The organism is Halanaerobium saccharolyticum (assembly GCF_003259895.1).
Lineage (GTDB): Bacteria > Bacillota > Halanaerobiia > Halanaerobiales > Halanaerobiaceae > Halanaerobium > Halanaerobium saccharolyticum_A.
In genome coordinates, this window is record NZ_QLME01000004.1 from 138,628 (window position 1) to 162,027 (window position 23,400).

Here is a 23,400-nt window from a genome sequence, read left to right on the forward strand (position 1 = left end):
ATTTTTCTTAATTTATATTATCACTGCTGCTGGCTCTTGCGATCTAAGAAGACAGCAAGCAGAATAACAGCACCTTTGGCAACTAACTGATAAAATGAAGATACATTTAAGAGGTTCAATCCATTATTTAAAACCGCAATAATTAAAGCACCAACAATAGTTCCAATTACCCCTCCACTACCACCAGAGAGGCTGGTTCCACCAAGAACAACGGCTGCAATTGCATCTAACTCATAACCTTCTCCTGCCATCGGTTGGGCAGAATTCAATCTGGATGTTAAAATAATACCACTTACAGCTGCTAAAAATCCATTAAGTGCATATACTGCAATTTTAATTTTATCAGTATTGATACCGGATAATTTAGTTGCTTTTTCATTACCACCTATCGCATAAATATAACGGCCCAGAGGTGTTTTTTTAAGCAAAATATAAATTACAAATAAAAGTAAAAACATAATAACAACCGGGACGGGAATTCTACCTAAATAACCTGCTCCAAAAAAACGAAATGTTTTCTCAAATCCGGAAATCGGACGACCATTTGTGTAAATTAAGGTAAAACCTCTGGCTATGGTCATCATTGCTAAGGTTACAATAAATGCCGGCAGTTTGGCCTTTGCAACTGCAATTCCATTAAATAAACCTAAGGCTGTACCAGCTGCCAGACCAATTAAAATAGCTAAAAATACATTAAGACCTGAATTAATAATCATTCCAGCTGAAATCGCTCCAGAAAACGCAAGCATTGAGCCTACTGAAAGATCAATCCCACCTGTTAAAATCACCATTGTCATCCCAAAAGAAACGATTGCTATAATTGAAACCTGTCTGACTACATTTAATAAGTTTGGTATTGTTAAAAAGTAAGGACTTAAAAAAGATAAAATAATTATTAAAGCTAAAAGTCCAATCCCTGTTTTAAATTTATTTAAAATTTCTAAGATATTCTTTTTATTTATATTACTGCTAAGATTATTCACTTTACTGATTCCTCCTTCCGGTTGCCAGCTTCATAATATCTTCCTGATCTGCATCAGCGGCATCCAGCTCTCCCATTATTTCTTTTTCGTGCATTACCAAAATGCGATTACTTAAATTTAAAATCTCAGGCAGCTCTGAAGAAATTAAAATGACTCCCACTCCATTATCGACTAAATCCTGCATCAAATTATAGATTTCTCTCTTAGCCCCCACATCAATTCCACGTGTTGGCTCATCCAAAATCACAACCTCCGGCTTTGTAGAAAGCAGCTTAGAGATTACAACCTTCTGCTGATTTCCTCCACTTAAATTTTTAACCAGCTGCATTTCTGATGGAGTTTTAATACTTAGATCATCAATATATTTTTGGGCAAGTTCTTTTTCAGCTGCAGCATTTATAAAAGTGTGAGCTTTTAACATTGTAGTTAAAACAGAGATACTTATATTATCAGCAACCGGAAGTCCAAGCACTAAACCCTCGTCTTTACGATCTTCACTTAAATAGGAAATACCATTATCCAGAGCATCAGCTGGAGAGTCGATTTTTAATTTCTGACCTCTAAAATAAATATCTCCTGTCTTTTCTTTATAAACTCCAAAAATTGATTTTGCAAGTTCTGTTCTTCCAGACCCCATTAAACCAGCGACCCCTAAGATTTCTCCTTTTTTAAGAGAAAAAGAAGCATTAATAATTTCTCCAGGTACTGCTAAATTATCAACTCTTAAAATCTCTTCTCCCGGATTAAATTTCATTTCCGGAAAACGATCTTCAATTGTTCTACCAACCATCATATTTATTAATTGATCTTCATCAGTCTCAGCTGTCTCCACTTCTCCCACAAATTCTCCATCTCTTAAAACAGTTACTCGGTCACAGATTTCAAAAACCTCTTCCAGTCGATGTGAGATATAGACAATTGATATCTCCTGTTCTTTAAGTCTTTCTATTAGTTCAAATAAAATATCAATTTCCTGATTGGTTAAAGAAGAAGTTGGTTCATCCATCACCAGTATTTCAGCATCCTGAGAAACAGCCTTTGCAATTTCAACCATCTGCTGACTGCCAATATTTAAGTCCTTTATTTTTGCTCTGGGATCAATCTCAACCCCCAGCATATCCAGAACAGCTTCTGTTTTCTGATAAAGTTTTTTATAATTTACAAAAATTCCTTTTCTATCTTCACGACCAAGATAAATGTTTTCTGCCACATTAAGATGGGGAATTAATTCTAATTCCTGGTGAATTATTGCCAGTCCGGCATTTTGAGCCTGCTTTGTACTTTCAAATTCAACTGGCTCACCTTTTAATATAATTTCACCCTCATCTCGTCTATGAATTCCATTCAAAACCTTCATCAAAGTTGATTTCCCAGCTCCATTTTCTCCAAGAAGGGCATGAACTTCTCCTTTTCGAAGAGAAAAGTTAACCTTATCTAAAGCTTTAACTCCAGGAAATGTTTTGGTGATATTTTTCATTTCCAGCACTTTTTCGTTTCCCATTTAAAAATCAACTCCTGAAATTAAAATGATATTAGCATAAGGAATAATTTCTCCACTTCGAACTACAGCCCTGGAGCTATTTGTTTCCATTTTAAATGCTTGATGAGGTAGATATTCGATTTCTACATCCGGCAGTAAAGCAAGTATTTTTTCCTCTAATTCCGGACTCTGCTCTTTAATTTCTGCTGCCAGAATTGCTTTCTCTACCACCAGATCATCTAAAGTAGCGCTAAGTATTTTTAAAAATTCAGGATAACCTTTTGTTAAAGACAAATCTATTCTTTCAACTTCCTGTGGAATCGGAAGACCACAGTCTGCAATAACAAGACTATCTTTATGTCCCATCTCAGCAATTACTCTTGTTAATTGACTATTAATTATTCCGTTTCTTTTCATCTTAGTTACTCCTTTCTGCAAGGAATTCATTTAACTCATTTTGATCAGGGATAGAACTCTGAGCGCCTCTTTTAGTGACTGAATAAGCTGCAGCTTTAACAGCAAAGTCCAGCGCTTTTTGATAATTGTTTTTTTCAATTAAACTGGCTGCAAAAGCACCTGCAAAAACATCTCCAGCCGCTGTAGTGTCAACTGCTTTAACTTTTAAAGAGTCCAAATGAAGTGTCTGTTCTTTATTATAAAAATTAACACCTTTCTCTCCTTCAGTTACTATAATATTCTTTACTCCCTTATTTAAGAGAATCTCGATTTTTTCTGAACGATTTTCCGCTTCAGCAGCTGCTAATAATAAATCCAATTCTCCCTCATTGGGTAGTAGATAATCTATTTTAGATAGGATATGATCAGATAGTTTTTGTGCTGGAGCTGGATCCAGAATTATTTTTGTATTATTTGCTGAGGCAATTTCTACAATCTTTTCAATAGTTTTAAGCGGTATTTCTAACTGTAACAGGATAATTTCTGCTTCCAAAATTTTGTCTTTGATTTTATCAATCTTTTTAAGGTCCAGTTCGTGATTGGCTCCTGGAGATACAATAATTCGGTTATTAGCCTCGGGATCAACTGTGATTACTGCAACACCTGTACTTACACCTTCAATTTCAAAAATATTATCAATTTTTGCTCCCCCATTTTTCAGGCTTGCTTTTAATCTGGAAGCAAAACTATCGTCTCCACAGGCACCAATAAATTCTACCTCATCTCCCAGCTTAGCTGCAGCAAGAGCCTGATTGGCTCCTTTGCCACCCGGGATCTGCTCAAACTTACCTCCAATTATTGTTTCCCCTTCCTGAGGATACCGTTCAGTTTCTACAACCAGATCCATATTCATGCTTCCAATTACAAGTATTTTAGACAATTAATTCACCTGCTTTCTTCTTAATCAATATTTAAACTGATTCTCGAATAATTAAGTTAGTTTTTAAAGTATGATCTTTAATATCTGCTTCCTGATTGTTTATCATTCTCAACAGTACTGTTACTGCTCTTTCTCCCATGCTGTATTTAGGCTGCCGCATAGTAGTTAATTCTGGTCTTAAAAGTGAGGCAATATCAATATCATCATGACCGGCAACTGCAATATCATCCGGGATATTCAAATTAGCTGCAAATAGGGCTTTATATACACCGGCCGCACTTAAATCATTGGCTGCAAAAACAGCAGAAGGTCTATTTTCTAGCTTCAGTAGTTTCTGCATCGCTTCAAATCCAGAATGCTGAGTATAATCTCCTGCAATAATGTAATCATCGTTTATCTCAAGTTCATAATCCTTAAGCGCTTTTTTATAACCTTCCATTCTTTCTCTGGCAGTAGTAGTATTTAAATCACCACTAATATGGGCAATTTTTCTATATCCCTTTTTTAACATGTATTCTGTCATTTGATAGGCAGAATCTTTATTATCAATACTGACCAGAGGATAGGAATCACTGAGCACAGATCTATCAATCTGAACAACCGGAAAATTTGTAGCCTTCAATTCTTTTAGTATTTCCTCATTCCCCAGAGAAAGAGAAACAATTAAACCATCTACCTGTTTACTTTTAAATAATTCAACAGCTTTTCTTTCTCTTTCTAAATGATTGTCAGTATTGAAAAAAATAACAGAATAACCAAGTTTCTGTGCTTTATCCTCAATTGCTCTGGCTACCTGAGGAAAAAACGGGTTGCTAATATCTGGAATAATCAGGCCAATGGTATGTGTTTTCTGCATTACCAGACCCCGGGCCACACTATTAGGATTATAATTCAGCTCATCAATTATTTTTAATATTTTAGCTCTGGTATCATCCCCAACATCAGGTTTGTTATTTAAAACCCGGGAAACCGTGGTAACTGATACATCTGCTTCTTTTGCAATATCTTTGATTGTTACTTTCATTAGTTATCACCTGATTTATAATAAAATTATCAAACAGCCTGCATTAAACAAAAATCAACTTAAAAGTTAAGTCAAAATTTAATATTTCAGATTCGTTAACGTTTACGGTAACGTTTCCATTTATAATTATAAAATATTCTGAAAAATAATTCAAGTGATAATTCTATTGATTTCAGTTAAAATGTGTCTTCAGTTAAAATGTGTCTTCAGTTAAGTTTATCTCTTCCTCAAGCTCAAATTTTAATTTTAAATACTTGAGACGAGGTTATTCTTGATAATCTACTTACTAAAACAATTTCTTAAATTATTTTTTAAGAAAAATAAAAAACTCCCCGGGGGAGGGGAGTAAAATTATAATCATTTAAAATTTATTTAAATTAAGTTAAGAGGGCTCTAACAATTATAAATCCAATCGAAGGTACTACCAGAGTTCCCAGACCGGTGTAAAAAGTAGCTGTCATTGCACCATAAGGAACTAATTCTGGATCAGTAGCGGCCAGACCTCCAGCAACACCACTAGTGGTTCCTATTAAACCACCATATACCATGGCTGAAGTTGGGTTATCAAGACCTACAATTCCTGCAATAAAAGGAGTAATTATCATGGTTAAAATTGATTTAACCAGACCAGCTGCTACAGAAATAGCAATTACTTCTGAACTAACTCCCAGAGCAGTCCCTGTAACTGGACCAACAATAAAGGTCACTGCACCAGCTCCAATTGTAGTTACTACTGCTGGATCTGTATAACCTAAAATTACAGCAATTATACTACCGACCACAAAAGAGAATGTAACTCCAACTAAAAGAGAAATAACTCCCACAGGTCCTGCTTTCTTTAAATTTTTTAGTTTAACACCATAGGCAGTTGAGATAATAGTGTAATCTCGCAGCATACTTCCTCCCAGCAGAGCGATACCGGCCCCACCAAAGATGGAAATATCAGCTAAACCACTGCTGCCTCCAGTAACTCTTCCTCCAATATAAGATAAAACCAAACCAATTATAATTGCCAGAGCAGAAGCTATTCTTTCTTCTCCCATCATAATTGATATCTTTTTTGTAACAAACATAATTAATGCAACCAGAGCTATCGAGATAATTAAATGATCTGCTCCGGCAAATAAATTGACGGCATTTGCAAACAAGTTAAAATCACTTCCAATCTAATTTTTATTTATTTAATTTCGATAATAACGGTACTAAAAACATTGCTCCAATAGTTGTTACTCCACCAGCCAGGATTGCCACTGTTCCACCTCTTATTGCGCCAACAACATTTAATCTTGCTGCCATGGCTACAATAATTGGAATATATAGAGCACTTAAAAATCTAATCCCATTTTCTGTTCTGGTCTTAAAATTAAAACCTCTATTTTCTAAATAATTAACAGTAAGCACCATAAAAAGCATGGCCAGACCAACTCCACCAACATCTCCACCAGTTCCAATAAACTGGCCGAGTAATCTTCCTAAAAAGGATCCCAGCAGCATAAAGAATGCCACAAATCCCATACCAAGAATCTCCATTATTTCACTCCTTTATCTAATAAAAACTATTTATTATTTTAAATAATTAAGAAATTATTCCCTTTTCCCGCATTTTTTTAATCTCTTTGTCACTGAAACCAAGGCTTTCTTTAAGTACTGAATCAGTGTGTTCTCCCATTGCAGGTGCATGTGTTTTTATTTCACCTGGAGTTTCAGATAAATGGAAAGGAGACCCGGCCACCTTAACTTTACCAACACCTGGCTGTTCTAAATCTACTATCATATCTCTATATTTCAAGTTTTTATCTTCAACTACTTTATCTACTGTATTAACAGGAGAATAAGGTAGATCATATTCTTCAAAAATATCGGACCACTCTGCAGTAGTTTTTTCTTTTAATCCCTTAGCCAGAATCGGGATTAATTCACCTTTATTTTCTGCTCTTAAAGGATTTGTCTTAAAACGCTCATCATCTGCTAACTCTGGCATCTCAATTGCCTGACAGAATTTCTGCCAGAGGTTGTCATTTCCAATTGGAGTTACTATATAGTTATCCTTTGTTTTAAAGGACTGGAAAGGTACAATTGTTGGATGAGCTCCACCTAATGGACCGGGGATTTCTCCTGCCATTGTATATCTGGCAATAGCATTTTCTAAAACAGAAACCAATCCATCAACCATTGACATATCTACATGCTGCCCTCTGCCAGTTCTGTCTCTGTAACGAAGAGCACTTAAAATACCAATAACTGCCTGATGTCCTGCCATAATATCACCAATTGAGCTTCCTACACGGCATGGTTCTCCACCTTCGGGTCCAGTAATACTCATCAAACCACTGTAGGCCTGAGCCACCATGTCATAGGCCGGTTTGCTTGCATATTCTTCTAAAGCATCATGACCAAAACCACAGATAGAACAATATATAATATCCTCTTTAATTTTCTTAAGTTCTTCGTAAGAAAAACCAAGTTTTTTCATGGTAGTAGGACGATAATTTTCAACTACCACATCTGCATCACTAATTAGATCTCTTAAAATTTCTTTTCCTTTTTCTTCTTTTAAGTTCAAAACAACACTTTTTTTATTGCGGTTAATACTGATAAAATATCCACTTCGCTGATCCCCCAGTTCATCCTCAACAAAAGGACCGAACTGTCTGGAATCATCACCATAAGGTGGTTCTACTTTGATAACCTCTGCACCCAAATCTGCTAAAATCATTGTAGCAAATGGGGCTGCTAAAACATGACTTAAATCTATTACTTTTACTCCGTCTAATGCGCCCACAAAAAATCTCCTCCTATTATTAAATTAAATCGTTTTTTTAATAAAAAATCAAATTCGACCCAGAGTCAAATGACTCATAGTCGAATTATATAATATTATAATTAATTTGTCCAGCTAATTTTATAATTTTAAAGCAAATTAGTGTTTTTAGTAATATTTTAAAGGTTGATGCTTCTAATCCGTCTTAATGACATTAAAACATTTTGAAAATAATTTTTATTTTCTGTACGTAGATAACCCCGGCATTTAAACCGGGGCTAAACAGAACAGATAGCTGTCCTGGAATTATCTATCCATTATAAGATCGGGGGCCTTTACTTAGAGCCCCCGCCTTGTAGTGAAAAATCTTTGGTTTAACAACACAAATCAAATATTATTAAATACTTGGAGATGCAGCAACTGTTACGATAACTATAGCTTCATAGTCTCCAGCAGCAACTTGAGATACTTTAGGCATCCAGAGAGCTCCATTTAAGTGGAAGTCTATTGGGCCATAACATAATAGTTCATCTGCAAAATCAAGAGTAAAAGTATCATCAAGTCCTGCCGCGGCAGTATTGTGTTCATCTAATAATGGTTGATAAAGAGGGTTATTAGCAGTTAAACCAGTGTTTCCTACTAATGCTAAATCAGTAGCCCAATCACCATAACCATTTATTTGGTCTGTATCTTGATCAGAAGACACTCTAAATATCGTTGGAGCATCCATCCAGCCTGTAAAGTCAGCACTAAGTGTAACATCTACTGTGGTATTAGCATCTACCTTAAATAATTCAACTTGCGGAGAAGCACCCTGCCCTTCCTCAAAATATGCTTCATAAACTTCACCCGAACTTATCCCATTATTCTCAGCATAAGCAATTGCAGAATCCCAGATATCAAGAACACTGTTTCTGGTAGTATTACCATCACTGATATAAATACCTGGCTGGCCGATAGGAGTATTCTCATTCCCAAATAACCCCTTATAAATATCTGGAGTATCAAACCAAACATCATAATAGGGTTCTACGGTAACATTAACAATAACTTCTGCTACTGCAGGTGAAGCAGCTAAACCTACAGCACTAAACCCCGCAACCAATAACATTGCCAGAACAACAACCAATAATTTCTTCATTATCTTCCCTCCTTTCATAAAAGTAGATTTAAACAAGTAATTAAAACATTTAAATTTAAAAACTAAACTGAAGTCCTAGCCAGTATGCTTTTTCATTTTCTATATCTAGGTTCCAGGTATGTCCCAATAATAAAGCATAATTATTAAAATCATAGGTAAAATCTACTCCGGCAAAATCAGATTCAGATAAAGACCTATATTCTAAAGCAAAATTTAAATTTTGACCTAATACAGTCTCAGCTTTTAAATACCAGGTTATTCCATCTCTATCATCTTCAAAATTATAGGATAAAGGATTAAAACTTGCTGTAAAAATAAAAGGACCTAAGACTACTTTATCCCTTAACTTTAAAGCTACCTCTACCTCATCCTCTTCCAGTATAATCAATTCAATGCCCATCCATAAGTCGTCATTAAGATGACCTGTAACAGCTACCAAATTACGACCAGTTAGTACTTCATTTATAGTAAAATCTGTTCTCCATTTAAGTTGATTCTGATAAAATCCAGCTAAAGAAAAACTGTGATTTTTGTCATCATTTTCTTCGACGGCTGTTTTTAAAATTACACTCCCCTTATTTCTTGTTATTTCAGCAGTAGTAAATATTTTTCCTAATCCGGCCAGACTGCTTGATAAATCAGGCAAAGTCAAAATACCTGCAGGTTTAGCACTTAGATAAAGAGCAAAATATCTTCTTTCCATTACCCACGAATTTCCCATTATTTTTTTGATTTTCTCACTGCGGGAATCTTCCATAACTCCCAAAAGATAAGGTGTATTTGGTTTAATCCAGATTTCTGTTTCCAGACCTGTAGGTCCCTGACCAGTTTTTAAATTAATATCTGTAAAAACAGAATCATCTTCTGTAAATGAATTTCTGGGATAAAGCTCGAGCTCAAAAACATTTGAATAGATGATTGAATCAACAGATTCTACATCTAAAAATAGTTCTTCCTGAGCTACATACATGGTTGCTGTATGTCCTGGCGCTACCAGTATTTTCGGTTCTAAAATTAACTCAGTTTTCTCTGCTTCTCTTGCTGCATCAAACAAAATCTCAAAGTTATCACCTAAAAGTTCTACCAATTGATCACGATAAATAAGATTAAATTCCTGATCAGAATCTTCGAAATAATACTGAAGTCTATCCAAATTAACTTTTGACAAATTTTTTCTTGTAATATCTATCACCTGTAAACTATAAAGAATGTGATTTATAGATGCTTGTTTTTCTAATTTATGATTTTCAAGATTTGATTTTTCTTCAGAATCAGTGACAGCAAGAACAGATGCTGAAAATATTAATATAATTAATATTATACTGAAAAAATATCGGACATAGAATAAATATTTTTTATTGTATTCCACAACAACTCCCCCTATACTGATGGATTTACTATTTCCGTAGTTATAAAAATAAATAATTCTCTTTCAGTATCTTCATTTGTTTCCTGACGGAATAACCATCTTATGAGAGGAATATCACCCAGAATTGGAACTTTTCTTACATTGTCTCTTCTATTTTCTATAGTCATTCCTGCCATTACGAGAGTTTCATTGTTTTTAGTATAAATAGTAGAAGAAATTTCACTGCGCCTTATTCTCAGCCTCTGATCCATTTCTTCAGTAAAATGGCTGATAGAAGGAGCAATATTTAATTCGATTTCATCATCTCCAATTATTCTTGGTGAAACCTCGAGAGAAATTCCAACCTCTACTCTTTCCAGCCTGGCAGAAGCATCTTCCGGTTCCAGAATAATAACCTGTTCTTCACCAATAAATAGATTACCTGTACCTCGATTTTGTACAATTATTCTGGGGTCAGCTTTTATTTCCAGCTGTTCATTTTGTTCCAGTGCTCTTAAGTTTGCCAGAATTCTTTCCGGGCTTCCATACCAGGATACCTCTATAGAATCATTATTATAGCTAAACCTGTCTCTATTTTCTTCTGGTGGTATTACTTCACTCAGGTACTCAAAAAGATTGGCACCATATTCTTTAACCAGATCTGACGATATTTCTGTTACTACAACTTGAACCTCGATCTGCTGGGGCATAGAATCTATTTTATTTACTTCCTCAATAAAGTTTTCAATAATAGTTGGAGTAGCAGTAATTGTTATTTCGTTTCTTTCTTCACTACCTCTTAAAAATGGATCATAAAAAGCTGGTAGTAGATCTCTTGCTTCTGAAGTAGTAATATACTTTAATTTAATGTTTCTACTTTCTGCCATATGGCGAAAAGCTGGACTTCTGGGATCTGCCATACTAACCAAATAATAATCATCAAAACGTCTATAAGAATACCCACCACTTAACAAAACCATCTGCAGAGCTTTTTCCAAGCTAACATCTTCTAAGTCAAGAGTTACTAATCCCTGAACAGTATCATCAGCAATGATACTTACACCTGACTGCAGCATCAAATCATTAAGAGCCTCTCTAATATCTGTTTCAAAATATAGAGCAGAAACTAATAGTTCTTCTTTTTCCTCTGCTGCCGCAATAACAGAAAAAAATAAGAGTAAAGATAACATAAGAACAAATACAGTTTTCAGCTTCATAACTTTACCCCTTCCTATTCGATGACAACGGTTTGACTTACAGTATCAATTTCCTGATTTTGATTTGAGATTACAACTTCTGCAGTATAAGTTCCTGCTTCTAGTTCAGCTGTTCTAGCAGTCATAGTAGTTTTTTCTTCAGGTAGAAGCTGAATTTTTCCTTCTGGTAATTTCAAATTAATTGTTTCTACTGTAACATTTTCATCATCTATCAAACGCATACTTGCCCGGGGAATTATATGAACCGGACTTGAATTTTTAAAATCTAAAGTAAAAGTCTGTACTTCTTCTATTTTTTCAAAAACAAATTCTTCAATATTCAGACTGTACTCCCATTCTTCTCCAATTAATATTTCTAAATCTATGGTTTGAGTTTCAATTTCTTTTTCATTTTCATCGACTACAGCAAGTTCTAATTGTCCATAATAACCACCAGCTGCAGCATCTCTAGGAGATCTGAAAATAAAGACTACTCTTTCTGAGTTTCTACTCTGTAATTCTAATTCTTCTTCTCCCCGCAGCTGTAATTCTCCTAAATTAAATATAGAATAGATATTGTTTTCTACTACTTCTTTTCTTCTGATTTTTATTTTATAGTTTTGGTTAGAAATATTATTAAGATCTATTACCTGAGTAACAGGAGATCCTGCCCGGATTTCTTCTGCAATTAGCTCAGGTTCTATAGAAAGATGTCGTACTTCACCAGATTTTCTTAACTCTTCTTCCAGATTAATCTCTTTTCTTTCCACTAACTGTCGATTATTTCCATAGCGTAAGAAAATCTGTAAATTATATTTTCCTGGAAACATTGGCTGACTTAGATCAGCCTGAAAACTGACTTCACTCTCAGGATATATTCTGGTCTCAAGATTATTAGCTCTGGCAGCAGCCTCACTTACCAAATTTAATCTTTCAATCAATCTATTGTTTTCATCTCTAACTGTAGCCTCTGCACCTGCATTAAAATGCAGAGAAGAAGAGTTTTTAATATGAGCTACTACCTGGGGGTTCCCCTCTTTATTTTTATTTAATTCTAATTTTGTAATTTCAGCTCTGGCTCTCTGACCAGGACGATCTATATTTATATTAATTCGGACCGCATATCTTACCTGAAAATTAAAAAAGTCTGGATTGGCAATTTGGCCACCAGCCACCTGTTCTATCATAATCACCGCTGTATGTGATCCAGCTGCATCATAGGGAACACTTATCTGTCCCTGTACTACCTGTTCCTGATTTGGAGGGACCACAACTTCTGTCTGTTCCAGTTCTATCCAGTTTAACGCTAAATGTTGGGCAGGATCCCCTACCTCATAACCTAATCCACCACTAAGGTTTTGAATCGGATGATACGGTATTAAAGCAACAGTTTCTCTGCTGCTGCCCGGAGTTAATAATAATTCGAAATCGGCAGTATCTCCTGGTTTCAAATCAAAATTTAGAACCAGAGGTCTGACTCCCGCTGCAGTTCCTGCAGCAGAAAAAACAAATATAAAAAGACTGAGTAACAAAAATAAAGTTACTTTTTTAAACATTTTTTCCACCTTCTTCTTTATTTTGTTTCATTCTGTTTAATTAATTTAGGAAAAAAAGGAGAGAAAACCTCTAGTGAAGTATCTCTCCTGATTTATTTAATTTATAAAACTAATTAAAACAAGTAGTTAATTAGCTATCCTGACCATTAGCTGCAGCAACTGTTACGATAACTGTTGCTTCATAGTCGCCAGCAGCAACTTGGGAAGCTTTAGGCATCCAGAGAGCTCCATTTAAATGGAAATCTATTGGACCATGACATAACAGTTCTTCTGCAAAGTCAAGTGTAAAAGTATCATCTAGTCCTTCTACAGCCATATTATGCTCATTAAGCAGATCATTATAATCACCGTTGAATACTGGATTAACTGTATTACCAACTACAGCTAAATCAGTAGCCCAGTCACCATAACCATTAATATAATTATTGTCATCATCTGAAGATACTCTAAATAAAGTTGGAGCATTCATCCAGCCTGTAAAGTCAGCACTAAGTGTTACATCAACTATTGTATTTGCATCAACTTTGAATAATTCAACCTGGGGATCTCCTAACTGACCTTCATCAAAATAATCCTGATAAACCTGGCCGGATGTTACACCAGAATTTACAGCAGCAGCTATTGCATTTGACCAGATTCCAGTAACACTGTTAACTGTAGCCTGACCATCACTAATATAAATACCTGGCTGGCCAATAGGATGCATTGTATTACCAAATAAACCTTTATAAGAGCCAGGAGTATCAAACCAGACATCATAATAGGGGTCTACAGTAACCATAACATCAACATCTGCTTCAGCATCAGCCGCTAAACCTACAGCACTAACACCCATAACTAATAACATTGCCAGAACCATAACTAATAATTTTTTCATTTTTTTTCCTCCTAATTTGTTTTTGCCTTTAATCTGGCCGGTTTCACCCTGGCTTACCATCATTCTATAGGTGACCAGTTAAAAATGATGGGTCACAGCCTCCAAATTAGAAAAGATATAATTTAAATTAATACCACTAACATTGTAGCTCAGAGCGTCTTCCCCTTCCAACATGTTTTGAGTTAAGTTAGTTAAATGTAATTTTACCAATCACTCCCTTCACAAAAATAGAATTGAGCAGTTATCAGAAGAATTTGTCTTCTGAATCTCTATAAATAAACGGAATAATTAATCCGTTAATCACATAATCAATTCACTCTTCAGCTGTTATTCACTACCATCATTTACAGCAGCTACTGTATAAATAATTTGTCCTTTATACTCTCCTGCAGTAATCTGACTCCAGCTGCTTTCTCTGGCCCAATAGTATTGAACAATAATATCAAAATTATATACTCCCGGCTCCAGTCTGTATCCCTGACTGCTCTGTAACACATTTCCATCTTTTAATTCTGAAGCCAAGATAGAATAATCATTTTCTTTTTTTCTTCCTATTAGGCTGTCATCCTGATAATTCCCTTTATTGATTAAAAATGTATTTAAACCAAACGGTTGATCAGCTGCTTTTACGGTTTCCCCTCGAACTAATCTTTGAATAAATTCTATTGGAATTCCAAGAGGGAGTGATCTGCCTGTTTTTTCATTACTCAGCTTAGTTGTCTCCCAGCTCAGTTCTACTGCAGTATTAGTTTTAAGATATAATTTTGAAGAAGCTTCTCTTACTTCTCCCCCCTGCCAGGGTTGATCTACTGAGATGTTAATGTCCTCTCCAATTTCCAGATTTATATAAGGATTAATATTAATCAGCATATTTAAACTTTCTTTTTGAGTCTGGGCATAAATATTTGACGAAAAAACTAAAATTAAAAATAGACCAATGCTTAATTCCACTACTATTTTTTTCATAAGTCATCACTCCGCCACGAATTTTTATCTTCCAGAGTTCTAAGGGTAAAAATTATAGTTCCACTGTAAAGTCCAGCCGGCTGCACAGAATTGTTTTCTCCCTCTAAATCGACTCCAAATCTGATCGCTGTTAATCCTTTTTTATAGTCACTGCCATTTATCATTGTAATTATTCCATTTTTCTCCAGGCTGGCAAACTCTTCCTTTTTAAGTTCATTTAAATTATATTGTCGATCCACTGTTTCTAAGCGGTAATATAAATTATCTGGACTTAATGAATTACCCTGTTGATTAAGAAAAGTCTCCTGCTCTAATGCTACCTGAATTTCCCAATCAGTATGATTAGAATCCACATTTATCTCATATAAATCCGGAGCAATAAAAAAATCAGTTTGAGAAGCATTAGATATTTCAAATTCAAATCTATTCTCATTTAAATTAAGAACAACAAAAGGTTTGATTAAAATTTCAATATCTATCTCCCAGTCAAGTTCATCAATATTAATTTTTGCTGAGTATTTTCCTGGTCCAAAATAAAATGCGGGTCTCAATAAAGATATTTTAAACCAGCTTTTCTCTTGCCCATTTTTCATTAATAAAAAACGATAACTTTTATCTAAACTTTGATTAAGATAGGGAGTCTCTATTTTTATATACTGTGATGCTATTTCTTGTCCAGCTGAGTTCTGTAAAACAAAACTATCTATATATATATTATTGTTTTTAAGTTCAGCTTTTTTTTCAGTACTAGCATTTATATTTATAGGATCTGAAATAATTTCCTCAGGAGTATCAACAACCATTTCTATCTTATATCTAGAGGAAGTTAAATAACTGGCTGCAGCTGAATTAGAATTAATAACTAAGAATAATAGTATAATAAGTACTGCTGAAATCTTTACTTTACCAGACATTATTATCCCCTCCATTTCTTTTTCTAAATTATATTAAATATCGAAAATGTTAGAAATAATTTTATTTAAAATTCAACTCTACTGTCTATTGATTATTTAAGATCGGGGGCCATAATTTTCAGCCCCCGCCTTGTAGTGGAAAAGTGTTAGTTTAGTAACACTTGCACTGCTAATTAAGTAAAATCATTTCCACATTAAACCGAGAAAGGTAATTTATAAATATGATATAATAAATAACTTTTTACTTCATATAATTCCCATCTCTTCTTTGCTAAGCTAATAATAACAGTTCAATCTAAAAAAATTCTTATTTTCTTCTCGAAAAAATATCGAAACTACAAAAAGTCGCCTTTAAAGGCGACTTTTTGTTGAGATAATATAATATTATAAATCTTATTCTGATAAAATTAATTTATTTCTCTTATATCAATTGAAGGTTTTTTAACTAACCCAAGTTCCTTATAGAATTGATTAAATCTGGTCATAATTATTCCACTATTAACAAGGCTCATATCTCTTAACAAAATATATACTTTATTATTTAAAATTGAAACTACATCACCAGTTCTTAACTTATTTCCTACTTTTTCCGTTATTTTCTGAAGCGATAGTTCTAACTCGACATTATTAAAATCAATAATCATCAACACAAATTCTTTTTTAAATCTTTTAACATATCTAATCTCAAGTTCAAAAATCTTATTAAAAACTTCCATATTGCAAAACATAGCTCCTGAACTTAAAACAGGATTTTCGTTTAAATCTACTTCTATATCTTCAAGTATATCCTGATTCATCCGAATTCGATGATATTCTTCTTTAAGCTTCTGGCCTGGAAGCACATCGAGTTCTTCTTTTAATATTTTTTCACATTTTTTATAACTATTTATTGCTTCAGCTATCCGACCCAATTTAACAAGAGCTTTAATATAAAGCAAATAAAAATTTTCGCGGTAAGGATCATACCTGATCCCACTATGCAGATAATTAACTGTATCCCGATACTTTTGAGCAGTAAATAATTTTTCACTAAGTACACCAATTAAAGTCAGATAATTTTCTCTTAATTTTTCCCGCTGGATTTCCGTCCAGCCTTCATAACGAAGAGAGTGAAAAAAATCCCCTCTATAAAGTTGAAAAAGATGTTCTAATTCCTCTACTGCTAAATCTTCTCCATGAATCAGCTGATTTGTTTTTTTCTCAAAGTATTCCCAGTCTGTCCAGATCTGATAACTGCTATTTATAGAATATCCTCCACTGACTGATTCAATAATATCTTTTGGAATCCCATCTTTAGCAAGTGACCTTCTCAATAAATAAATAGTGTTATATAATTTGTTTTTTCCATCTTCTAAATCAGACTCTTCCCAGAAAACATCTACCAGTTCCTCTGCAGCGACATTCCTATCTTTAGCAAGTAAAAGATACATTAATAAATAAAGCGCCCGTTTTGAAATCCAGTTACTCCCATCAAATCTTTTCCCCTGATACTGATAATAAAATGGACCGAGACCATAAAAACTAATCTTTTCTTCCTCGCTCATATAAACACACCCCCTGTTGTGATACACATCAATCCACAAAATCTATTAAAAAGGGGCATCTGTCTTTTTCAGGCAAATGTCCATAATTTTAAAAAAATTAAAATGCTGCTTCTAAGATACTTTTTATATCCTCTCTTTTAACCTGACCGGCCGAATTTAAAAGTGTACTATTATGCATTGCTTTATCAATAATCTGCTCAAATTCTGACCTTTTAATCCCAATTTCCTCCAGTCGGACAGGAATACCGGTTAAAAATCTCAGTTCACTTAAAATTCCAACTACAGCGTCCACAGCCATTAAGGCTCTGTCTTCTTCTTTAGTCTTTATAAGTTTTTCTGTACCTTCTAGAGCAAGTAAAATATCCTCATAACAATTTTTGCAGTAATTATACTTTAAATTTAAAAACATCCCATGTGGCAAAAGAACAGCCAGTGCATCACCATGCGAAACCTCAGATATTTTCTCACAGGCATCTCCAACTGCATGAATAATCCCGGCATGAGAATTAGAAAAAGCTATTCCAGCCATTAAAGCAGCATTATTCATCGCCATTCTGTACTTTTTATTATTTACATCATTAACTAGTTTTTTTAAGTTATTTCCAATTAATTTTAAAGCTGCAAAAGCATAAGCATCGCTTAGTGGATTTTTCTGCAGACCAGTATAAGCTTCAACTGCATGTACCAGGGCGTCAACTCCTGTAGAAGCTGTCAGCCTTGGCGGCAGCTTAAAAGTCATCCGGGGATCAATTACCGCCAGATCAGGCATTAATTTACTGGAAATAAACTCTAAATTATTATTGCTACTCTGATCATTAATTACAGCAGACAAAGCAGCCTCAGAACCTGTTCCTCCTGTAGTTGGAACCACAATAAAAGGCTGCATATCACCATGGGCAGTTTCGATACCTGTTAATTTTTTTAAATCATCGACTTTTTCGGAAATAGTCAAATTAACTCCTTTAGCAGTATCAATTATTGCCTCACCCCCCAGGGCAATTATTCCATCACAATTCAATTCGCGATAGCGTTCAGAGGCCTTTTTTACGATTTCCAAGTTTGCCTGATTGGGAACGGTTCTAATAATCTGACGCTGATTTATATCTAAATCTTTAATACTGGCAACTAAGATATCCAGTATTTTAAGTTCATCTAAGGTCTGATTGGTTAAGATTAATGGTTTACTGACATGTAACTGCTCAAGTTCATAATTTAAGCTTGACAGTGCCTGCTCACCTGAGTTAATCTTGACAGGATTAAAAAATTCGAAATAATTCGAAGTTTCCATTTAAATCTCACCCTTTTCTCTAAATAAAGATAATGATCTAAAAATTAACTGCAGCCTGGAAATTTCCCTTTCAAAGTTAGAGGCTAATACCTCTTCTGCAAATTGATCGGACATAATGTAGGCTTCCACTATTTCTATAATATAAATTAGAGAGACTGCATATTCTAAATCTCCTTCTACAACTACCTTGTGCTCAGAAAAAGCCTGTCTGATACCTTCTTTAGCAGCCAGCACCTGATAGGCAAACTCTTCATCCTTAAAATACAATTTTAGATCAATATTTTCCGGATAACGATGATAGCCAAAATATTTAACCTTATTCTCCTGTTTTTTAATAACAATATATAGCCCTTTCTTTTTCACCGCGACTCCTGCAGTAAAATTTTCTGGTAGATATGATAATTCTTTTTTTATTCTTGAATCTCTATCAGAGAGGATAGTACAGGAGCGACCTATAAGTGAAAGAATAAATTTATCTATAATATGATGCAGATATTTCAATATAAGAGCCCCCTCTATTATAAATCTCTATATTTTGCTCTTACTCCACCCACAAGTTTAAGCCTTGTTCTCGCGGCAGTAAGATGGGCTTTGCCAATTTCTTTGATTGATAATCTAACAGGTACAGCAACATTTTTAAGATGCATCCCAATTAAGGCATCTCCGATATCAATACCCAGATCTGCTTCCATATTTTCAACAGTAACTGGATTATCATATAGTTCAAATGCTTCTGTCGAAAAAGCACCTCCAGCATGACGCTGAGGAATAACATTCACCTCTGAAAAGCGGTAGAGCTGCTGACATTTTTTTTCGATTACAAGGGAACGATTTATATGTTCACATCCCTGAACTGCAAGATATAACTCAGATTCATCCATAATTTTCATAACTCTCTTAATTATTTTTTTTCCGAGTTTTAAATCAGTTGCAGAGCCAATTTCTTTTCCCTGTATTTCACTGGTACTTCCTCCCAATAATAAAATTGAACCGGGTTCTGGTTTAACAATATCTATTAATTCTCTGATGGCTTTTTCAACCTCAGTTAGTATTTTCTCTGTATTCATTAATATCTCCTTTCTAAACTTATCCATGTCTATATTTTATCTCAAAAGTATCTATATCGCAAATATGTGATAATTTGTACAAATTGCTATTTTTATTATATATACAGAAAAAGCCGGGATCCAGCCCCGACTTAATAATCAACTTTATAGTTTAGCTGCTATTTCTGCTTCCAGCTCAAAATAACGATCTTTAGCAGCTTGAGATAGTTCATTCATTATTTCTTCTCTAAATTTAAAGGCTAGTTTTTTACGATCGTGGCGCTGATTATCATTTAAAATTTCGGACCAGCTAATTTTTTTGCTTTTATTGAAAAGATCATAATCAACCAGTCTTTCTCCATCACTATTATATTCAAAAGCAAATAATATTTTTTTGATTTCAAGAGGGGATAAAAAAGTAAAAAGTCTGATCTGATAAGCAGTGATTGAAAACAGAGCAAAAGCATGATCTTTAGTCCAGGATTCACCCAGAATAATACCAGCTTCCAGATCAGATAAAATAGTCATCAATCGCTCATATTCTAATTGATAAAGTTCATCCGAATCATAGATATTAATTTTAAGCTCAGACCACTGATTATCCTCAAGTCCATGAGTAATGTATCTCACAGCATCCCGCCGCAGCTCCTCAAAAACTAAAGTTGATTCTTTTTTTACCAATATATTATCTCTTACTTTTTTTAAAGATTTCAATCTTGATTTTATCGGTTCTTCGGTAAAAGAAATAATTGTGCTTTCTGCACTTCCCCGATCTATCCCTTCTAAAATTGAAACTTCCCGCGCCTGATAATTTTCAATAACCTCTTCTATTACTTTTTTTCCGTCTTCAGGAATCCGCATTACCAACTGACCTGGTCCGGCAGTAACTTTTTCCACTGCTTGACTCAACCTGGCTTCATTTAAAATCACTGCCAGTAGAGCTGTAGAATTCATCGGTAAATATAAGATCAGATCTGAATCTTCAACTTTAAAACTTTCTTTCTGCTGATCACTCAAAAATACTATTACCGATTCTTCTGCTGCCAGTTCAATCGCTGCCTGAAAGTCAAGTTTTTTTACTTCAGTCAGCTGTGAAAGCTGCTCGCAGAAAAAATCAGGTTGCTTTACTTTTAAAAAAAGATAGCGAGGACCACTGCGGACAAAATTCATCAAACCACTCCTGCCTGTGATAATTATTTAAAATTTCTAAAAACTTAAATTAAAAGAAATTAGCCAGATCCTTGCAAATCTGACTAAGAATAATTTCTTATTTAGATCATATTAAAAGTTTTATACTGTCTACCCTGATTTACTGTCCAGGGGTAATTAATTTTATAATCCGCTTTAGAAGGTAAAAGCAAATAATTAATATTTAATATTCCATTCAAATATTTATTTTCACTCTCAAAATTTTGCTGATGGTTATGACCATATAAATTAATATCTGCATTTTGGGGCAGATTTTCAGGATAGTGAGCAAGTCCAATCTTGACTCCATCTAACTCTACTATACTTCCTTCAGCCATTATTTCACTTCTATTTTTATTATTTTCGATTATCTTTACATCATCATGATTACCGGGTATATAAATAATCCGGGCTGCTGTCAGTTTTTCTAAATTACTAATAAATTCAGCTGATTTTTTCTGGTATTTATCCAGCAGCTCATCTCCAGAATCTTCTAATTTTAAATTGTCTACCAGATCTCCTGTATGAATTATTACATCAGGCTGACTGTAGTTCAACATTTTATAAATATGAGAATAAATTGACTCTGGTGTATCACTAATATGCATTATTTTTAATTCATTTGAACTGTGAAACTCATCCGGTAATTTATAACGGTTTTTAAAGTCAGAAATTCCAATGCTGAAATTCCTGAATACCTTTTTTAATACTGAAGTCATAAAACCACTCCTCTGCTACTCTGCTGATTGACTTCATAATTATATTCTTTTGATTATCTTTAATTATAATACTTTGGCAGTTAAAATTCAAGTAAAATTTCAACTTTTTCCGATCCAAATTATTTTATCGCTTTAATCAATTCAGATAACTAAAACTTAGCCAGTGCTTTTCCTTTTAGGTAATTAAATGATCGACCCTGATAAGTATTGCGCTCGTTCATCCTCTTAATAATTAGATCATGGATTTCCCACCAGGGAGTATCCCAGTTTTCAAAAATTGATTCCTCACCGGGAGCTCTTCCAATTAAACGCTGAACAGCTATATCGGGAGCCAGATTTTCTAAAAACAAAATTACTCGATCAATATATTCATCCAGAGAACAAATTTCTAGTTCTCCCTCTTTAAACTGTTTCGCAAAAACAGAGTTTTCTCTAATGTAAAGCGCATGTAACTTGACATGATTTACTTCCAGGGCAGATAAAATTCTGGCTCCTTCAATAATATCTTCTCTATCATCACCCGGTAAATTTAAAATCATGTGAGCCCCAACCTCGACTTTAAATCTTTTTGCAGTTAGAACTGCATCAATAAATTCTGCCAGTCCGTGCTGTCTGTTCACTTTTTTTAATGTTTTATAATTTACAGTCTGCAAACCAAATTCAAAGGCCAATTCAATTTCCGATGAAACTTCCAGCAGAGAACTTTTTATAGCTGAAATATATCTTTCATTGATCGCATCCGGTCTGGTAGAAAAATAGACTGCAGCAACTCCTTTAACCTCTGCTGCCTCTTTTGCATATTCCTGTAATTTATCAAGTGGTAGATAAGTATTAGTATAATTTTGAAAATAGGCAATAAATTGATCTACACCATAACGCTCTCCAATATATTCTCTATTTTCCAGAAGCTGATTTCTAACCGACATATCATCAGGCAGCATTTCAAAATCTGCACCTTCTTCACCACAAAAATAACAACCTTCTGTTGCAAAACTGCCATCTCGATTGGGACAGGTAGTCGGTAAATTTACAGGCAGCTTGTATGTTTTCTTACCGTATTTATCTTTTAAAAACTGTGAGTATTTATAATATGGTTCTTCCATTTCTACACCCCTCAAACTGTCTTCTTTAACTCAGAAAGTCGTTTTTCTCTCTTTTTTAAATAGTTAATTACATTTTTTTGACTGCGGTTTATTATTAACCCTGTCTCAAAATCCTCACTTTCAAAAATGAAATTGAGGCTTGAATATTCACCAATTTCATCATGAAAATGAGCATCACTATTAACTGCCAGTTTAAATCCATATTTTTTGGCCAATCTTAATAACCTCAGTGATTCACTTTTTATACCCCTGGTGTGATCTTTTTTGGGGCTATAGGAACTTGCGTTAAGCTCTAAAATAACATTATTTTCTGCCGCTGCCCGGGCAACTTTTTCTAAATCAATTGGGTATTCTTTCTGCACAGGATGAGTTATCATATCCAGATATGGATTCTCCATTGCTTTAATTGTTGCCGCAGTATAATCATTTTTATTTTTTAAATTATGTCCTGTTAAACGGTGAATTCCAGCAGAAACAAATTCCAATCGCGCCAGTTCTTCAGCATCTAAATCCAATGTGCCCTCATCTAAAATATTTGCTTCTACTCCTTTAATAATTCTAACCCCATATAATTTATCCGGTACAATCGAAAAATTACCAAAATGATATTTATGAGGTCCACCAGGCATCTGGGGACCATGATCAGTTACTGCAATTAATTTTATCCCTTTAGTAAAAGCACCCTTGGCCATTTCATCAACTGTAGAATAGGCATGGCCGCTTGCTACTGTGTGGGTGTGTAAATCAGTATTTATTTTTAACACATTAACACTTCCCTTCCTTATTTTACTTATAAGCTTATAAAAATCAGGTTAATTATACATTAATATTCAATCTTAAATTGCAATGTTAAATTGAACTAATTTCAAACTGTAATAATTTTAATTGTATAGAATTTGTTTTAGTTGATCTTCAAAAGCTTCATTTGGA

24 protein-coding genes and 1 riboswitch are annotated in these 23,400 nt (G+C 34.2%); all 24 genes read right to left on the minus strand.

The window, feature by feature from the left end; all coding sequences use genetic code 11:
• Nucleotides 1–20: 20 nt before the first annotated feature.
• The gene (locus C7958_RS04685) at nt 21–983 is read right to left on the minus strand and encodes an ABC transporter permease subunit (protein WP_111571515.1); all 963 of its coding nucleotides are present in this window, start codon (nt 981–983) and stop codon (nt 21–23) included.
• Nucleotide 984: 1 nt separating this feature from the next.
• Nucleotides 985–2,484 carry a sugar ABC transporter ATP-binding protein gene (locus C7958_RS04690; protein ID WP_111571516.1) on the minus strand — a complete coding sequence of 500 codons (1,500 nt, stop codon included), beginning with the start codon at nt 2,482–2,484 and terminating at the stop codon, nt 985–987.
• On the minus strand, nt 2,485–2,880 hold the full coding sequence (gene rbsD / locus C7958_RS04695) for a D-ribose pyranase (protein ID WP_111571517.1): 396 nt from the start codon (nt 2,878–2,880) through the stop codon (nt 2,485–2,487).
• 1 nt (nt 2,881) lies between these two features.
• Complete coding sequence (gene rbsK / locus C7958_RS04700; protein ID WP_111571518.1) at nt 2,882–3,799, minus strand: ribokinase; 918 nt, start codon at nt 3,797–3,799, stop codon at nt 2,882–2,884.
• A 31-nt stretch (nt 3,800–3,830) separates the two neighbouring features.
• Nucleotides 3,831–4,823: a LacI family DNA-binding transcriptional regulator gene (locus C7958_RS04705; RefSeq protein WP_111571519.1), complete on the minus strand. Its 993-nt coding sequence runs from the start codon at nt 4,821–4,823 to the stop codon at nt 3,831–3,833.
• Between the two features lie 377 nt (nt 4,824–5,200).
• A complete protein-coding gene (gene madM, locus C7958_RS04710; protein ID WP_111571520.1) occupies nt 5,201–5,971 on the minus strand; it encodes a malonate transporter subunit MadM in 771 nt (256 codons plus the stop codon).
• Nucleotides 5,972–5,996: 25 nt separating this feature from the next.
• Complete coding sequence (locus C7958_RS04715; RefSeq protein ID WP_111571521.1) at nt 5,997–6,353, minus strand: malonate transporter subunit MadL; 357 nt, start codon at nt 6,351–6,353, stop codon at nt 5,997–5,999.
• A gap of 46 nt (nt 6,354–6,399) precedes the next feature.
• Nucleotides 6,400–7,605, minus strand: coding sequence for a CaiB/BaiF CoA transferase family protein (locus C7958_RS04720; RefSeq protein ID WP_111571522.1), 1,206 nt, complete (start codon nt 7,603–7,605; stop codon nt 6,400–6,402).
• Between the two features lie 376 nt (nt 7,606–7,981).
• Entirely contained in the window at nt 7,982–8,725 is a 744-nt protein-coding gene (locus C7958_RS04725) for a hypothetical protein (protein WP_111571523.1), read from the minus strand.
• 55 nt (nt 8,726–8,780) lie between these two features.
• Nucleotides 8,781–10,094 carry a hypothetical protein gene (locus C7958_RS04730; protein WP_111571524.1) on the minus strand — a complete coding sequence of 438 codons (1,314 nt, stop codon included), beginning with the start codon at nt 10,092–10,094 and terminating at the stop codon, nt 8,781–8,783.
• 11 nt (nt 10,095–10,105) lie between these two features.
• Nucleotides 10,106–11,290, minus strand: coding sequence for a type II secretion system protein GspD (locus C7958_RS04735; protein ID WP_111571525.1), 1,185 nt, complete (start codon nt 11,288–11,290; stop codon nt 10,106–10,108).
• Between the two features lie 14 nt (nt 11,291–11,304).
• Nucleotides 11,305–12,825 carry a COG1470 family protein gene (locus C7958_RS04740; protein ID WP_111571526.1) on the minus strand — a complete coding sequence of 507 codons (1,521 nt, stop codon included), beginning with the start codon at nt 12,823–12,825 and terminating at the stop codon, nt 11,305–11,307.
• A gap of 130 nt (nt 12,826–12,955) precedes the next feature.
• Nucleotides 12,956–13,702 carry a hypothetical protein gene (locus tag C7958_RS15530; protein WP_133960271.1) on the minus strand — a complete coding sequence of 249 codons (747 nt, stop codon included), beginning with the start codon at nt 13,700–13,702 and terminating at the stop codon, nt 12,956–12,958.
• Between the two features lie 26 nt (nt 13,703–13,728).
• Nucleotides 13,729–13,814, minus strand: a riboswitch (cyclic di-GMP riboswitch).
• Complete coding sequence (locus C7958_RS15885) at nt 13,781–13,912, minus strand: hypothetical protein (protein WP_258394131.1); 132 nt, start codon at nt 13,910–13,912, stop codon at nt 13,781–13,783. (Overlaps the previous riboswitch by 34 nt.)
• Nucleotides 13,913–14,029: 117 nt before the next feature.
• A complete protein-coding gene (locus tag C7958_RS04745; protein WP_111571527.1) occupies nt 14,030–14,668 on the minus strand; it encodes a hypothetical protein in 639 nt (212 codons plus the stop codon).
• Nucleotides 14,665–15,582: a hypothetical protein gene (locus C7958_RS04750; RefSeq protein WP_111571528.1), complete on the minus strand. Its 918-nt coding sequence runs from the start codon at nt 15,580–15,582 to the stop codon at nt 14,665–14,667. Before C7958_RS04750 ends, C7958_RS04745 begins: the two co-directional genes overlap by 4 nt.
• 407 nt (nt 15,583–15,989) lie before the next feature.
• Nucleotides 15,990–17,126 (minus strand): AfsR/SARP family transcriptional regulator, encoded by a 1,137-nt coding sequence (locus C7958_RS04755; RefSeq protein WP_111571529.1) that lies wholly within the window; start codon nt 17,124–17,126, stop codon nt 15,990–15,992.
• A 97-nt stretch (nt 17,127–17,223) separates the two neighbouring features.
• Nucleotides 17,224–18,414: an iron-containing alcohol dehydrogenase gene (locus C7958_RS04760; protein ID WP_111571530.1), complete on the minus strand. Its 1,191-nt coding sequence runs from the start codon at nt 18,412–18,414 to the stop codon at nt 17,224–17,226.
• Entirely contained in the window at nt 18,415–18,915 is a 501-nt protein-coding gene (locus C7958_RS04765; protein WP_111571531.1) for an SCP2 sterol-binding domain-containing protein, read from the minus strand.
• A 17-nt stretch (nt 18,916–18,932) separates the two neighbouring features.
• Nucleotides 18,933–19,481: a TIGR01440 family protein gene (locus tag C7958_RS04770; protein ID WP_111571532.1), complete on the minus strand. Its 549-nt coding sequence runs from the start codon at nt 19,479–19,481 to the stop codon at nt 18,933–18,935.
• Between the two features lie 144 nt (nt 19,482–19,625).
• Complete coding sequence (locus tag C7958_RS04775) at nt 19,626–20,630, minus strand: hypothetical protein (RefSeq protein WP_111571533.1); 1,005 nt, start codon at nt 20,628–20,630, stop codon at nt 19,626–19,628.
• A gap of 101 nt (nt 20,631–20,731) precedes the next feature.
• Nucleotides 20,732–21,367, minus strand: coding sequence for a metallophosphoesterase (locus tag C7958_RS04780; protein ID WP_111571534.1), 636 nt, complete (start codon nt 21,365–21,367; stop codon nt 20,732–20,734).
• A gap of 149 nt (nt 21,368–21,516) precedes the next feature.
• Entirely contained in the window at nt 21,517–22,470 is a 954-nt protein-coding gene (locus C7958_RS04785) for a TIGR01212 family radical SAM protein (protein WP_111571535.1), read from the minus strand.
• An 11-nt stretch (nt 22,471–22,481) separates the two neighbouring features.
• Complete coding sequence (locus C7958_RS04790; protein ID WP_111571536.1) at nt 22,482–23,234, minus strand: phosphatase; 753 nt, start codon at nt 23,232–23,234, stop codon at nt 22,482–22,484.
• Nucleotides 23,235–23,400: the final 166 nt, after the last annotated feature.

Excerpts from the sequence above, each read along its gene's own strand:
- C7958_RS04690 (WP_111571516.1), bottom strand. The coding sequence starts at position 2,484 with ATGGGAAACGAAAAAGTGCTGGAAATGAAAAATATCACCAAAACATTT.
- rbsD (WP_111571517.1), bottom strand. The coding sequence starts at position 2,880 with ATGAAAAGAAACGGAATAATTAATAGTCAATTAACAAGAGTAATTGCT.
- C7958_RS04705 (WP_111571519.1), bottom strand. The coding sequence starts at position 4,823 with ATGAAAGTAACAATCAAAGATATTGCAAAAGAAGCAGATGTATCAGTT.
- C7958_RS04715 (WP_111571521.1), bottom strand. The coding sequence starts at position 6,353 with ATGGAGATTCTTGGTATGGGATTTGTGGCATTCTTTATGCTGCTGGGA.
- C7958_RS04725 (WP_111571523.1), bottom strand. The coding sequence starts at position 8,725 with ATGAAGAAATTATTGGTTGTTGTTCTGGCAATGTTATTGGTTGCGGGG.
- C7958_RS04735 (WP_111571525.1), bottom strand. The coding sequence starts at position 11,290 with ATGAAGCTGAAAACTGTATTTGTTCTTATGTTATCTTTACTCTTATTT.
- C7958_RS04740 (WP_111571526.1), bottom strand. The coding sequence starts at position 12,825 with ATGTTTAAAAAAGTAACTTTATTTTTGTTACTCAGTCTTTTTATATTT.
- C7958_RS15530 (WP_133960271.1), bottom strand. The coding sequence starts at position 13,702 with ATGAAAAAATTATTAGTTATGGTTCTGGCAATGTTATTAGTTATGGGT.
- C7958_RS04745 (WP_111571527.1), bottom strand. The coding sequence starts at position 14,668 with ATGAAAAAAATAGTAGTGGAATTAAGCATTGGTCTATTTTTAATTTTA.
- C7958_RS04750 (WP_111571528.1), bottom strand. The coding sequence starts at position 15,582 with ATGTCTGGTAAAGTAAAGATTTCAGCAGTACTTATTATACTATTATTC.
- C7958_RS04755 (WP_111571529.1), bottom strand. The coding sequence starts at position 17,126 with ATGAGCGAGGAAGAAAAGATTAGTTTTTATGGTCTCGGTCCATTTTAT.
- C7958_RS04760 (WP_111571530.1), bottom strand. The coding sequence starts at position 18,414 with ATGGAAACTTCGAATTATTTCGAATTTTTTAATCCTGTCAAGATTAAC.
- C7958_RS04770 (WP_111571532.1), bottom strand. The coding sequence starts at position 19,481 with ATGAATACAGAGAAAATACTAACTGAGGTTGAAAAAGCCATCAGAGAA.
- C7958_RS04775 (WP_111571533.1), bottom strand. The coding sequence starts at position 20,630 with ATGAATTTTGTCCGCAGTGGTCCTCGCTATCTTTTTTTAAAAGTAAAG.
- C7958_RS04780 (WP_111571534.1), bottom strand. The coding sequence starts at position 21,367 with ATGACTTCAGTATTAAAAAAGGTATTCAGGAATTTCAGCATTGGAATT.
- C7958_RS04785 (WP_111571535.1), bottom strand. The coding sequence starts at position 22,470 with ATGGAAGAACCATATTATAAATACTCACAGTTTTTAAAAGATAAATAC.